This is a genomic window from Algoriphagus sp. (genome assembly GCF_024642405.1).
Taxonomy (GTDB): domain Bacteria; phylum Bacteroidota; class Bacteroidia; order Cytophagales; family Cyclobacteriaceae; genus Algoriphagus.
Map to the genome: position 1 here is coordinate 15,927 of NZ_JAHEBC010000017.1, position 13,895 is coordinate 29,821.

The 13,895-nt window shown below is 37.8% G+C and carries 10 protein-coding genes; 6 read left to right on the forward strand and 4 right to left on the reverse strand.

Annotated elements, in window-relative coordinates; genetic code table 11:
- Positions 1-3: 3 nt before the first annotated feature.
- Genes Q0L68_RS02710 through Q0L68_RS02725 form a run of 4 tightly spaced genes read right to left on the reverse strand, consistent with a single transcriptional unit; the run spans position 4 to position 3,971 of the window.
- Positions 4-933: a rhomboid family intramembrane serine protease gene (locus tag Q0L68_RS02710; protein ID WP_296699016.1), complete on the reverse strand. Its 930-nt coding sequence runs from the start codon at positions 931-933 to the stop codon at positions 4-6.
- 3 nt (positions 934-936) lie between these two features.
- Entirely contained in the window at positions 937-1,728 is a 792-nt protein-coding gene (locus Q0L68_RS02715; protein WP_296699018.1) for a rhomboid family intramembrane serine protease, read from the reverse strand.
- A 1-nt stretch (position 1,729) separates the two neighbouring features.
- Complete coding sequence (gene mutL / locus Q0L68_RS02720; protein ID WP_296699020.1) at positions 1,730-3,574, reverse strand: DNA mismatch repair endonuclease MutL; 1,845 nt, start codon at positions 3,572-3,574, stop codon at positions 1,730-1,732.
- The gene (locus tag Q0L68_RS02725) at positions 3,567-3,971 is read right to left on the reverse strand and encodes a hypothetical protein (protein ID WP_296699022.1); all 405 of its coding nucleotides are present in this window, start codon (positions 3,969-3,971) and stop codon (positions 3,567-3,569) included. Before Q0L68_RS02725 ends, mutL begins: the two co-directional genes overlap by 8 nt.
- 278 nt (positions 3,972-4,249) lie before the next feature.
- Between Q0L68_RS02725 and Q0L68_RS02730 the strand changes: the two genes are divergently transcribed.
- The 6 genes from Q0L68_RS02730 to Q0L68_RS02755 all read left to right on the forward strand — a co-directional run.
- The gene (locus Q0L68_RS02730) at positions 4,250-7,216 is read left to right on the forward strand and encodes a glycoside hydrolase family 3 N-terminal domain-containing protein (RefSeq protein WP_296699025.1); all 2,967 of its coding nucleotides are present in this window, start codon (positions 4,250-4,252) and stop codon (positions 7,214-7,216) included.
- Positions 7,217-7,672: 456 nt separating this feature from the next.
- Positions 7,673-8,809 (forward strand): N-acetyl-alpha-D-glucosaminyl L-malate synthase BshA, encoded by a 1,137-nt coding sequence (bshA, locus tag Q0L68_RS02735; RefSeq protein WP_296699026.1) that lies wholly within the window; start codon positions 7,673-7,675, stop codon positions 8,807-8,809.
- Between the two features lie 115 nt (positions 8,810-8,924).
- Positions 8,925-9,551 (forward strand): sterol desaturase family protein, encoded by a 627-nt coding sequence (locus Q0L68_RS02740; RefSeq protein WP_296699028.1) that lies wholly within the window; start codon positions 8,925-8,927, stop codon positions 9,549-9,551.
- A 41-nt stretch (positions 9,552-9,592) separates the two neighbouring features.
- Positions 9,593-10,432, forward strand: coding sequence for an epimerase (locus tag Q0L68_RS02745; RefSeq protein ID WP_296699030.1), 840 nt, complete (start codon positions 9,593-9,595; stop codon positions 10,430-10,432).
- An 82-nt stretch (positions 10,433-10,514) separates the two neighbouring features.
- The gene (locus Q0L68_RS02750; RefSeq protein ID WP_296699032.1) at positions 10,515-12,638 is read left to right on the forward strand and encodes a PQQ-binding-like beta-propeller repeat protein; all 2,124 of its coding nucleotides are present in this window, start codon (positions 10,515-10,517) and stop codon (positions 12,636-12,638) included.
- Between the two features lie 106 nt (positions 12,639-12,744).
- A partial coding sequence (locus Q0L68_RS02755; protein WP_296699034.1) for an AMP-binding protein occupies positions 12,745-13,895 on the forward strand: 1,151 nt, incomplete at its 3' end.

Sequence of the window (13,895 nt, forward strand, 5' to 3'; positions counted from 1 at the left end):
CTTTTACTTTTTGCTAAACTCGAACAGTTTCCGCTTTTCTTCTTTGGAAAGGGCTTCATAGCCTTTCTCTGCTATCTTATCTAAGATTAAATCTATTTCCTCTTGTGAGGATATTGTAGATTTATCAGTTGTTTTTGAAGAAGTTGAAGACTTAGAAAATGGTTTGAAACTACTTGAAGTTTTGGGTCTTCTATAGGAGACATTAACGCCTTGCTTTTTGCGGAAGAAGTTTTCAAAGAATAATCCCACTTTTTGAACAGGCACTCCCCAATCTGTTCCTTTTCTTAATTGTACAATGTATAGGTAACCAAGGAGCGCTCCACCCAAATGAGCTAACTCACCACCTGCATTTGCACCTGCTGAATTTGCAAAAGATAAAATAACATAGAATATCGCGATGTATTTTATCTTGACCGGGCCTAAGAGTAAAAGAAAAAAAGTAGTATTTGGGCTTAAAGTTGCTGCTCCCACTACGATTGCAAAGACCCCGGCACTGGCTCCAAGCATTAATGAACCATCGATAGATCCTCTGAAATAAGGAGCTAGGTTATAAATCAAGACGTAAAAAAGAGCTCCAGTAAGTCCGCCCAAAATATAGAGGTTGGCTAGTTTTCTACTTCCTAAAAACTGATGTACCAGTTGCCCGAACCAATATAAAAAGAGCATATTGAATAGAATATGGAAAATCCCTTCATGCATAAACATGTAGGACAATATGGACCAAGGCTGGCTTAATAATTTTGGAAGAGAAGCTGGCATCATAAACTTTGATACTCCAGCTGCATAAAGATCACCAAAGCCTGTGATAGTAAGGATGACCCTTGAGATCAGCAAAACCATGAACACCAAAATATTAATAGCAATCAGCTTGAATAGGCTATTGTTGTCATGCCGGAAGGCATTTCGAAGATTTTCCCAAAAATTTCCGTACATAATTTAATAAAAACTATTTCGATCTTTTTTCCAGAAATAAACTAATATTCCACCTATTATCAATCCCCCAAGGTGGGCAAAATGGGCGACATTATCTGTTGGGTTATTTACCAATACGTTATAAACCGTGTAGAGTCCATAGAAAAGCACTAAATATTTTGCCTTTACTGGCATGGGTGGGAACAGCAAGAAAAGCTGCGTATTTGGAAAGAGCATTGCAAAAGCTATCAAAATACCAAATAAAGCGCCTGAGGCACCGACCATTGGTACATTTCCCTGAATATCTAAAATTGCATCCAAAGTTTGACTGGCTCTACTAATTTTCACCTGGTCATTCGGATTTCTGCTATAATCATCAACGAAATCAAAAATAGCACGATCAAAGTAGCCTCTATTTTCTAATACCAACTTGTTAAAAGTATCAGGATCAGGATTCATTTGAAAAGCTGTTACCTTATCCTGAAGTGAATTCATCTTGAAAGAAGAATAAGCAGAGTACAGCACACCAGAGCCTACCCCACAGACCATCCAAAGTATCAGTAGTTTTTTGGGCCCTAGAAATTGTTCTAATAAGGGACCGAAAACCAATAGACCGAACATGTTGCTGAACAAGTGCCAAAAACCAGCATGCATAAACATGTAGGTTAAAAACTGAAATGGTTTAAAATAAGGGCTGTGTATATAATACAAGGCAAACCAATCACTGAGTTGCGGAAATAAAAATCCTGATACCAGGAAAAGAACCACATTGATCAGTAAAAGATTTTTAACTACTGGTGTAATATTTCTGAACATACTATTTTCCGAAGAAGGAGTGAATGCTGGATAAATCTAATTTTATGAATGTTTTGTTCCCTGAAAGCCCATAATTTGGATTTTGACAGGCAAATAACTGCCCTACCAGCGTTTCCATCTCTTGGGAATTCAGTTTCTGCCCTCTCTTTATTGCTGACTTTCGCGCCAATGATCTAGCTAAGTTTTCTCTATTGTCGAGGGAAAGTTCATTTTTGAAATTTTTATACTGCTCAATAAGTCCTTCAAATAGCTCTTTCTCACTTTTAGGTTGTATGTCTGCAGGAACCCCTTGAATGATGATAGTTTCCTTTCCGAATTCCGCAACCATAAAGCCCAAACTATGCAATTCCGGTAAAATATCCATCACCAGCACAAAATCGGATGCGCTGAGTTGAACAGTCGGCGGGAAAAGACATTGCTGAGATGGTCCTTGTGCAGAGTTCAGTTGCTTGACATAACGCTCATAAAGGATTCTTTCATGGGCAATTTGCTGATCCACAATCAACATTCCGGTTGACATTTGAGCTACAATATAGTTTAACTCAACTTGAAATGTGGTTCCAGTTGACTCCTCTTCGGAATTAGTGATTAAAAACTCCCTGGATTCCATTTGCGAAGCTCTACTTTGGAAAGTAATTACTTCCGTATCATCATCCATTGGGTGTTCCAAAGGTTTTTTATGAGAATCATTCCCTTCAAAAAGTCTCTCCCAACCTGAAGTGCTGGATTTTTTGAATTCGGGGGTATTATAGCTTTTATAACTATACTCTCTGTCTACCTGATCTTTTTTTGAAGAATCCTTAGTCCAATTTTCTGTAAAATTCACATCAAATGAAAAGTCTAGCGAGGGAACAACGTGATGAGCACCTAACGCTTGTTTTACCGCAGATCGAACAACAGCATAAACAGTCCTTTCATCATCAAATTTAATTTCAGTTTTAGTCGGATGAACATTAATATCGATGTGTGAAGGGTCTATTTCAAGAAACAGTACATAAAAGGGATGTTGATCCGATTGGATAAGACCTTCGAATGCAGTAGAGACAGCATGATTCAGGTAACTACTTTTTATATACCTGTTATTGACAAAGAAAAACTGTTCACCTCGTGTTTTCTTTGCGTTTTCAGGTTTTCCTATATACCCTTTCACATTTATATGAGGCGTTAATTCTTCACAGGGAACTAACTGACCTTGATAATTTTTCCCAAAAAGGCCAACGATCCTTTGACTAAGTTTTCCGGGACTTAAATTAAAAACCTCAAGGTCTTGCTGGAATAAAGAAAATGAAATTTCTGGGTAGGAAAGCGCCACTCTTTGAAACTCCTCCACCAAGTGTCGCATTTCGACAGGATTGGATTTAAGGAAGTTTCTTCTGGCAGGAACATTAAAAAACAAATTCTTCATAGAAACGGATGTTCCATTTTGAACTGCCACAGGCTCTTGTTTTTTTATTTCTGAACCTTCAATCTGAATCAAAGTACCCAGATCAGAATCTGCCTGTTTCGTTTTTAGCTCAACCTGGGCTACCGCTGCAATAGAAGCCAAAGCTTCACCTCTAAATCCAAAAGTCTTAATAGAAAAAAGGTCATTACTCGTTCTGATTTTAGAAGTTGCATGTCTCTCAAAACTCATGCGAGCATCGGTTCCCGACATACCTTTCCCATTATCAATTACTTGAATTAGCTGCTTACCAGCTTCTTTAACAATCACTTGTATATGGGTAGCTCCTGAATCGACCGAATTTTCCAATAATTCTTTTAACGCAGAAGCCGGTCTTTGGACCACCTCTCCAGCAGCAATTTGGTTGGCTATGGCATCAGGCAAAAGCTGAATGATGTCACTCATTTTTTCTTTTTGGTTTTAGCCTGAAGAAAAAGTAAATACCTGCTACAATCATGGTTAGATATAAAATGTATTCAAAAATAACAGGTCCCAAATATATATATCCTCCCAGGCCTCCAACTAAAATGAAGAAGATAAATGTCCGGATCATCCCCGTTGAAGTTAAAGGATTTGAGCTTCTTTCTTTGATACCTCTATGTTGTGCAAAAGCTCCTCTGATTCCAGATTGATAGGAGAAGTTTGGACTATTATCACCCTTTGAAATAACACCGTCAGCCTCTAGCTCTTTTTTAATCCGTGAAGTTCTTTGTTCGATTTCCTCCTTAACTGGGTCATAATACCTAGGTTTGATATCAAATCGTGAGGGATTGGCAGTTCGAAATATGGAGGGGAATTTCATGGCAATGAATTTTTAAAATGAAACTTCACAAGTTTATAAAGGTTCATGATGGTATAAAGTTCTAGATCAATAACCAGATATCAAATTTATAGCGTAATTAACCCTAAAATTCGATTAAACTTGCTTGATCTTTCATATCTTCAATTATCCTTAGTTCCAAATTTATGACCAGCTAACGGCTCAGGAACAAAGGATCGGAATTTTACAATACGAAATTTCCGGCTAGCCGTTTTCACAAATTTATTTTAAAAGTTAAGGATTAAAAATTTTACAAGGGAATGAGCATGAAGCTTTGGAGGGTTTTGACTGTAGGATTTATAGCTCTTTTATTCAGTTCCGGGAGATCTGATAAAATGGTTGCAATAGAAGATCCTCTGATCAGTAAAAATCCTTTAGATCAAATAAGTTGGGTAGATAGTGTTTTTAACTCACTCAGTTTTGAGGAGAGGCTTGGACAACTTTTTATGGTGGCTGCTTATTCCAACAAGGATCAAAGGCATGTTGATGAAATTGCAAATTTGGTTAAAAGTGAAAATCTTGGAGGGTTAATATTTTTTCAGGGAGGACCAATTCGGCAGGCTCGTCTAACAAATTATTATCAGGAACAGGCCAAAACGCCTTTATTTATCGCAATGGATGCCGAGTGGGGGATCAGTATGCGATTAGATTCAGTCCCTGACTTTCCAAAGGCCATGACACTGGGTGCCGTTCAGGATTCTGAATTGATTTATGAAATGGGGTCGCAGATGGCAATGCAGTTCAAAGAACTTGGAATGCATATAAATTTTGCTCCGGTGGTAGATGTCAATTCTAATCCCGAAAATCCTGTTATTGGTTATAGAGCCTTTGGAGAAAATAAAAAGCTAGTTGCTCAAAGAGCTATCGCCTATATGAAAGGTCTTCAAGATCACGGCGTTATTGCTAATGCCAAACATTTTCCAGGTCATGGGGACACAGAAGTGGACAGTCATTATTCACTTCCAGTAATAAAAAATCCCGAACAAAGGATTTGGGATGTGGACTTGTACCCCTACCAAGAGCTATTTAGGGAAAATTTGATGTCAGTGATGGTTGCTCATTTAAATATTCCGAGTTTGGATCCCGCGACGAATATGGCGACCAGCTTGTCTAAAAAAGTAGTGACGGACTTGCTTCAAAATCAAATGAATTTTCAAGGTCTGATTTTCACAGATGCTTTGAATATGAGGGGAGTTGCAAAAGATAACGCTCCAGGTGAAGTTGACTTGAAAGCATTACTTGCGGGAAATGATATTCTTTTATATTCCCAAGATGTGCCGAAAGCGAAAGCAATCATAAAAAGAGCAGTTGAAGATGGGATGATTGAGGAAGGAGAGATCAATAGGCGCGTAAAGAAAGTTTTAAAGGCAAAATATTGGGCTGGCTTAAATCGATATAAACCAATAAAAACTGAAGGTTTAATTGAAAGGTTAAATACTCCCGAAACGAAAGTTATAACCGAAGAACTTTATGCCGATGCTTTAACCGTTGCCATCAATAAAGATGGGTTAATTCCTTTCAAACAATTGGATTTAAAAAGCTTTGCAAGTTTATCTATAGGCGATGAAGGCGAAGAATTCCAGAGATACCTATCTAAATACACCAAATTTGAACATTTCTCTATAAGAAAAGCAGCTGATCAAACCACCCACTACAATACCATGAAGAAGTTAGAAGACTTTGATGTGGTAGTAGTAGGCCTTATGGGAATTACTAATAGTCCAAGTAGGAAATTTGGGATAGCACCTGCTGATATGGAGTTGTTAAAAAATCTCAGTAAAAGGCAGAAGGTAGTGGTTGTCCTTTTTGGTAATTCTTATGCTGCCCAATACTTGGAAGGTTTAGATAATGTTGTTTTTGCATATGAGAATAATGATTTAACTCAAGAGCTAGCCCCTCAAATACTCTTTGGCGGCAGATCTGCGAAAGGTATATTACCTGTTTCTGTTAGTGATCAATTTATACAAGGTGTTGGTGGTTTCCTTCCTGGAAATAACAGGTTGTCCTATGGAACGCCAGAGAGTGTTGGTTTGGATAGTAAAGTCCTTGATAAAATCGATGAGGTAGCTGCAAAAGCAATTAGAATTCAAGCTACACCTGGTGCAAATGTGTTGGTAGTCAAAAACGGGAAAGTCGTCTTTGAGCGATCTTATGGGCAATTAGAGTACAAATCTAGTCCAAAAGTAAATTCCGAAACGGTATATGATTTAGCTTCCATTACTAAGGTTTTGGCTACTACTCAAGCAGTGATGTTTTTGAATAGTAGAGGGGATTTGGATATGAACAAAACCCTAGGTGATTATTTACCAGAACTAAAAGGGACAAACAAAGAAAATTTGGTTCTTAAGAATGTGATGATGCACGAGTCAGGATTAGTAGCATATATTCCGCATTATGTAAAAACGGTCGAAAATGGAAGTTGGCGGGGAGATTATTATAAACCCAGTGCCGAACCGGGTTTTAATAGACCGGTTTCCAATGACATGTATGGAAGAAATGATCTGAGAGATAGCATTTGGAATTGGACAGTGGAATCCAAATTACTTCCAAAATCAGGCGGTAGATATAAATATGTTTATTCTGATTTGACGATGTATTTCATGCAGGCGGTTGTGGAAAGGGTTGTTAATCAGCCTCTCAATGAGTTTATGGATCAAAATTTTTATGAACCACTAGGACTTCATACTCTTACATTCTTGCCAACGGAAAAAATGCCAATTGATAATATTGCTCCGACAGAGGATGATGTAACTTTTAGAAAAAGACAAGTTCAAGGATATGTACATGATCCGGGAGCTGCCATGTTTGGGGGAGTTGCTGGTCATGCAGGCCTTTTTGGTAAAGCAAATGACCTTGCGGTGATGATGCAATTGATGCTCAATAGAGGGTATTATGGTGATGTTGCTTTAATGAAGGGGCAGACTGTAGATGCATTTACCCGATTGCAATCAAGTCAAAGCCGTAGAGGCTGGGGATGGGATAAACCAGACCAAGAGCTTGGCAAGGGAGGTTCGGCAGGGGATCTGGCACCTAAAAGTACCTTTGGGCATACAGGTTTCACCGGTACATGCGTTTGGGCTGACCCAGACAATAATTTGATATATGTCTTCCTTTCTAACCGAGTCTATCCAGATGCAAACAATACCAAACTCTTAAAAGAAGGTATTAGGACAGAAATTCATGATATTATTTATGAGGCAATGGGGATGAAATCACCGAAAGATTAATTGTTTTTAGAATAAATAGTTGCTCCTTTTACCAAAGAAACTGCTAATCCTAAAACTGCAAATATTCCTCCACTTACTATACCCCCAATTTCGATAGAATAGCCACTAACAGTCTGATTTTGGAGGATGGATCTGTTTTGGATTGTTTCATAAACTCTTACTTTAATCAGACACTTTATACGAAAGGATCGTCTTAGAAAAAATCTTAACAATTAGTAAAAGGAATACTTAATAATCAGAGATATTCAGAATATTTGGACTTTTTTTAAAGTTTAGTAGTGGATTTTTTCAAAAAAAATTCTTGGGAAATTAGGGTTAATCTATTGGAAGCCAGGAGTATTTAAAGTGTCTTAACTTGAGATTTCAATTCTTTTTGTTTTAAAAATCTTTAATTTGAACAAAAATAGACCCAAATCGTGTTTAAAATCAGGTTTAAACACCGATACCATCTGAAATATGAAAATAGGCATCGTTTGCTATCCAACGTTTGGAGGTAGTGGAGTAGTAGCTACAGAACTTGGAAAAGGTCTGGCTAAAATAGGTCATGAGATTCATTTCATTACTTATAGACAACCAAGTCGCTTGGACTTTTTCAGCGAAAATCTGTACTACCACGAAGTAGATATAAAAAGTTACCCATTATTTGAGCATGCACCTTATGAGTTGGCATTAGCAAGTAAAATGGTTTCTGTCGTCAAATATGAAAAACTTGACTTGTTACATGTGCACTATGCCATACCCCATGCATCTGCAGCCTATATGGCAAAGCAGATATTGAAAGAACAAGGAATCCAGATTCCTGTGGTTACAACCTTACATGGGACAGATATTACCTTAGTCGGAAAAGATCCTAGTTACGAACCTGTAGTAACATTTAGTATTAATCAATCGGATGGAGTCACTGCTGTTTCCGAGGATCTGAAAAAGGAAACTTATGCACATTTTGATATTAGGAGGGAAATTCAAGTAATTCCCAATTTTATTGACTTAGAGAGATTTAAGAGGCAAAAGAAAGAGCACTTCAAATTGGCAATTTGCCCGAATGGAGAAAAGTTATTAGTTCATACTTCTAACTTTAGAAAAGTAAAAAGAGTCGAGGATGTGATCCACGTTTTTTATGAAATCAGAAAGAAAATCCCGGCAAAACTTTTACTGGTAGGAGATGGTCCGGAAAGGGATAAAATGGAAAGACTTTGCAGGGAATTGGGTACTTGTGACGATACCAGATTCTTGGGGAAACTAGATGCTGTGGAAGAAGTACTATCTGTTGCAGATTTATTTGTAATGCCATCTGAAAAAGAAAGTTTCGGTCTGGCCGCCTTGGAAGCAATGGCTTGTGAAGTCCCTATTCTTTCCTCAAATGCAGGTGGTATCCCGGAATTAAACTTGGATGGAGTGACTGGATATTGCTGTGAAGTAGGAAATGTGGAGGATATGAAGAATAAAGCGCTCTATATCTTGGCAGATGAAAACTTACCTAGATTTAAAGAAAATGCACTCGCAAGGGCTTTAGAATTCGATATTTCGGCGATTTTGCCGATGTATGTAGATTATTACCAAAAGACGATAGAGTCTACCCTAGTTCGTATTTAATAATTTATTATATTAAATAACACTTTAAACCCGCTAATAACTCAAATAGCTTAACTTTGTAATCCTGAATGGGGGTTACTCCTCAATGAAAAAGTAAATTTGATTTCAGCATCGTATGAAAAAGATTGGAAGATTAGATAAACCTGACAATTTTAATACCGCGCAGATGTTTACCAATCCTATTTTGGAAAGGTTGACTAGAACAAACATTTTGGTTCCCATCACTATGTTTCTCGTTTTTGCCGGTGTCTCGTTATATTATGCATTAACGACGACAACCATTAATCTTGGACTAGGTCTTGGCATTGCTGTGGTGGGGTATATTGTATTTACTTTTGTTGAGTACATGATGCACAAGCATTTTTTCCATATGGAGCCAAGCAATCCTATAAAAGATAAATTGCAGTATACAGTCCATGGCGTACACCATGATTACCCTAAAGACAAGTATAGATTGGCAATGCCTCCCTATGTATCGGCAACTTATGCGGCAATATTCTATTTAGTATTTACCCTAATTATGGGAGATTATGCCCTTTATTTTCTACCAGGCTTTTTGTTTGGATATGCTAGTTATTTAGGTTTTCATTATTTGGTACATGCCTTAGCACCACCAAAAAATTTTATGAAAGTGCTTTGGGTTAATCATGCTATTCATCATTATAAAGATCCTGATGTAGCTTTTGGGGTCAGTACTCCTCTTTGGGATATTATCCTGGGGACAATGCCAAAAAATAAATAAATTAGAACCTCCTCACTCAGGAGGTTTTTTTATAGTATAGAATGAAGAAAGTCGGAATTATTGGTCTAGGTTGGACAGGTCTCCCTTTGGCTCATTATTTAAAAAATGAAGGCTGGTATGTAACAGGAAGTACGACCAGCGATGAGAAGAAATTACAAATAGAGGAAGAAGGAATTGAAGTAGTTAGGCTAAAGATGAACCCACACCCAGAAGGGAATGGGTTTCAAAAATTATTTGATTGCGAATATATCGTGGTCAATATTCCACCAAGGTCTCGTGTTCAGTCTTCTGATTTTTATTTAGAACAGTTGAAATACCTAAAAAGTATGATCAACCAATCGGGTTCTAAAAAAGTTGTATTTGTCTCGAGTACCGGGATATATCCCAATGAGTCCCATTCCTCTTTTTATGATGAATCTTTCGAATTAAATCATGAAAATTCGGGTAATTCAACACTCTGGGATTCTGAACAAATGTTATTGAAAAATAGAGAATATCAACTTTCAATTCTCAGGTTTGGAGGATTGATGGGTGAAAATAGAATACCCGTTAAATATTTTGCTGGAAAGGAAAATGTAACCGGGCATACCCGAGTTAACTATTTACACCTAGAGGATGCTATAGGATCCATCGCCTGGATTCTAGAAAATGAGAAGTGGGAGGAAATCTTTAATGTTGTAGCCCCAATCCATCCAAAAAGGAAAGAGATCTATGAAAAAAATTCAATGGATTTGGGTTTGGAAGCACCGATCAGCTATGAAACTGAAAAAGTGGGGGCAGATAGATTAATCTCTTCAGAAAAAATCATTGAGTTTGGATATAAATTCAAGCAACCGGATCCTTTAAAATTCAAATACAATTCTGACAAACTTTTAGACTAAAATATTTTTTGAATCTCAGGTCTTTTTGAATTTTGAATGGCTTTAAAAAAAAGCGATATTCTTCCAGATTTATTTTAGACCTATGACATTAAATAGAACAAGCTTTCAATTCCTTTTGATTATTTTACTAATAATCGGGTGTAATAAACCTGTTGTAGAAATTGATTACACGGATTGGTCTCATTATGGAGGCCCAGAAGATGGGGCTAGATATTCTTCTTTACAGCAGATCAATAAAGAGAATGTAACACAATTGGAAGTTGCCTGGACCTATCATACTGGTGATGCAACAGAGCGTTCTCAGATCCAATGTCAGCCAATTGTGGTCAATGGACTTATTTATGGTACTACACCAAAATTGAATGTATTTGCACTGAATGCAGCTACTGGCGATGAAATTTGGAGATTTGATCCTTTTCAAGTTCTGGGAGGAGAAAATTCCTGGGCAGGTACTAATCGAGGAGTCAGTTATTGGGAAGATGGAAATGATAAGAGAATACTCTTTGGAGCCGGAAACTGGCTGATGGCTGTGGATGCACTAACCGGCGAACCTATTCAAGAATTCGGAGATGGAGGAAAAGTAGATTTAAGAAAAGGATTGGATACAGAAAGGGAGGATTTTTTAATAGTAGCCAATGCGCCTGGGGTGATTTTTAAGGATAAAATTATCATTGGAATGAGGCTTTCTGAGGGGCTGGATGCAGCACCTGGTCACATTAGAGCTTACAATGTAAAAACTGGTAAAAGGGAATGGATCTTTCATACAATTCCAAAAGAGGGAGAGTTTGGATATGATACCTGGGACTCTCAATTTATTAGTAAAATCGGCGGAGCGAATAATTGGGCTGGCATGGTGGTGGACCAAAACAAAGAAATTGTATTTGTTCCAACGGGTTCAGCCACTTACGATTTTTGGGGTGGCTATAGAAAAGGGGATAATCTTTTTGCCAATTCTTTGATAGCTCTGAATGCTAATACGGGAGAAAGAATCTGGCATTTTCAGGCAGTTCATCATGATATTTGGGACAGGGATTTTCCCGCAAACCCAAATTTGATCCGAATTCAAAAAGATGGTAAATGGATTGATGCAGTAGCTCAGATTTCCAAACAGGGGATGACATATGTTTTTGATAGGGTGACAGGAGAACCAGTATGGCCGATTGTTGAAACGGCTGTTCCTCAATCCTCTTTGCCGGGCGAAGAAACATCCGAAACTCAACCCATCCCTACTTTGCCGGAGCCATTTATGAAAATGAGTTTTCAGGAAGAAGATATTTTGAATTTAAAGCAGGAATGGGAGTTAGATATCCGAAGTCAATTGAAGAATATAAACTACGGGGACACTTGGGCTGTTCCCTCATCAGATCAGGGAATCATTTTGTTTCCTGGAATGGATGGAGGCGGTGAATGGGGAGGGGCGTCCTTTGATCCGACTACTCAAACGATGTACATCAATGCCAATCAAATTCCTTGGTTGATAGAAATGACTCCAAACGCAGAATTTGAGAATGTGGGCCAGTCTATTTATTCCACTTACTGTGGGAATTGCCACGGTCTTGAAAAAAAAGGAAATCCTCCTACAATTCCCTCATTGACCGGAATTTCAGATTTGTATTCGCCTGATTCATTGGGAGAATTACTTCAAAAAGGCAGAGGAGCCATGCCCGCATTTGATCACATTTCGGAAGAGAATAAAAAAATCTTAGTCAATTACCTTTTAGGTAAAGAAACGCAAGAAGGTGACAAAAAGGAATTGGATTCGAAAGATGGCCCCTTAAGTCCACGATACTTTATGAATGGGTATAAAAGATTGGTTACAAAGGAAGGATTATATGGATCAAATCCACCTTGGGGATTACTGACTGCCATCGATATGAATACAGGGAAAAAAAAGTGGCAGGTAACACTCGGAGAAATAGATACATTAAGTGTTCAAGGATTTGAACCTACAGGAACAGAAAATTATGGAGGTCCTGTGGCAACCGCTGGTGGTTTACTTTTTATTGCAGCCACAAAGGATGAGATGATCAGAGCATTTGATAAAGAAACAGGTGCTCTACTTTGGGAGGCAAAACTTCCTGCATCAGGACATGCAACTCCAGCAGTTTATGAAATAAATGGGAAACAGTTTTTAGTCATAGCTTGTGGAGGTGGTAAAGGAACAAAAAGTGGTGATGCCTATGTGGCTTTTGCTTTACCTGACTAAATAATTTAAGGATTGGTATTATTTTAAATGAAAGACCTGGAAGAAAAAATTCTTAGATTGATTACGATATAGTTTTTATTACATCAGTTTATAACCCAAGATAATCATGTTAAATCTCGCAGTATTACTTGAAGAAAGTACTAGAAAATACCCAAAAAAGGACGCTTTTATTTTTATGGAAAAGCATTTGAGTTTTGAGCAGATCAACGGTGCTGCAAATCAAATTGCGAATGGTCTGAATTCATTGGGAATTCAAAAAGGAGATCGAGTTGCTTTAAGTTGCCTGAATCTACCTTATTTCCCAATGGTTTATTTTGGGATTTTAAAGGCCGGTGCCATTGTTGTTCCGCTTTCTGTTTTGCTGAAACATGACGAAATCGAATATCATCTTCAAAACTCTGGAGCAAAAGCCTATTTCTGCTTTGAAGGAACCAAGGAATTGCCAATGGCAAAAGAAGGGTATGAAGGTTTTCAAAGAGTGTCAGATTGTGAGCATTTTTTTGTTATTACACCACAGATGACGGATCCTTCACCGATTAAAGAGACAAAAACTCTTGGGATGTTGATGGCAAATCAGTCACCTTTTTATAATACTGTACAGACTGGAGCAGACGATACAGCATTAATTATCTATACTTCTGGTACCACGGGAAAGCCAAAAGGAGCAGAACTCACACACTCAAACTTGGCCCTAAATGCAATGATGTCTGAGAAAATTCTGGATTTAAAAAAAGAAGATACTCAGTTAATAGTACTGCCATTGTTCCACATTTTTGCAATGACCGTATTGATGAATGCAGGTTTATATGTAGGGGCGACAAGTGTTTTATTACCTAGGTTTGAAGCCTCCCAAGTTTTAGGCCTTATGCAAAAACACAAAGTCAGTATTTTTGCGGGAGTGCCTACTATGTATTGGGGACTTTTAAATTGTGATAGCAAAGAATTTGATTTGAAGGAAATTGCCAAAAACCTAAAGAGCTGTGTTTCAGGAGGAGCTGCTTTGCCAGTAAATGTTCTGGAAAATTTTGAAGCGAAATTCAATGTTCCTATTTACGAAGGTTATGGGATGTCAGAAGGATCACCAGTAGTAACTTTTAATCAAAAAGAGTTTGGTAAAAAGCCGGGATCTGTTGGAGTACCTATCTGGGGAGTGGAAGTGAAAATTGTTGATGAAAAAGGAGAAGAACTTCCAGCTGGAGAAAAGGGAGAACTCATCTATCGAGGTCACAATGTAATGAAAGGCTATTATGACAACCC

Excerpts from the sequence above, each read along its gene's own strand:
- Q0L68_RS02710 (WP_296699016.1), bottom strand. The coding sequence starts at position 933 with ATGTACGGAAATTTTTGGGAAAATCTTCGAAATGCCTTCCGGCATGAC.
- Q0L68_RS02715 (WP_296699018.1), bottom strand. The coding sequence starts at position 1,728 with ATGTTCAGAAATATTACACCAGTAGTTAAAAATCTTTTACTGATCAAT.
- mutL (WP_296699020.1), bottom strand. The coding sequence starts at position 3,574 with ATGAGTGACATCATTCAGCTTTTGCCTGATGCCATAGCCAACCAAATT.
- Q0L68_RS02725 (WP_296699022.1), bottom strand. The coding sequence starts at position 3,971 with ATGAAATTCCCCTCCATATTTCGAACTGCCAATCCCTCACGATTTGAT.
- Q0L68_RS02730 (WP_296699025.1), top strand. The coding sequence starts at position 4,250 with ATGAGCATGAAGCTTTGGAGGGTTTTGACTGTAGGATTTATAGCTCTT.
- bshA (WP_296699026.1), top strand. The coding sequence starts at position 7,673 with ATGAAAATAGGCATCGTTTGCTATCCAACGTTTGGAGGTAGTGGAGTA.
- Q0L68_RS02740 (WP_296699028.1), top strand. The coding sequence starts at position 8,925 with ATGAAAAAGATTGGAAGATTAGATAAACCTGACAATTTTAATACCGCG.
- Q0L68_RS02745 (WP_296699030.1), top strand. The coding sequence starts at position 9,593 with ATGAAGAAAGTCGGAATTATTGGTCTAGGTTGGACAGGTCTCCCTTTG.
- Q0L68_RS02750 (WP_296699032.1), top strand. The coding sequence starts at position 10,515 with ATGACATTAAATAGAACAAGCTTTCAATTCCTTTTGATTATTTTACTA.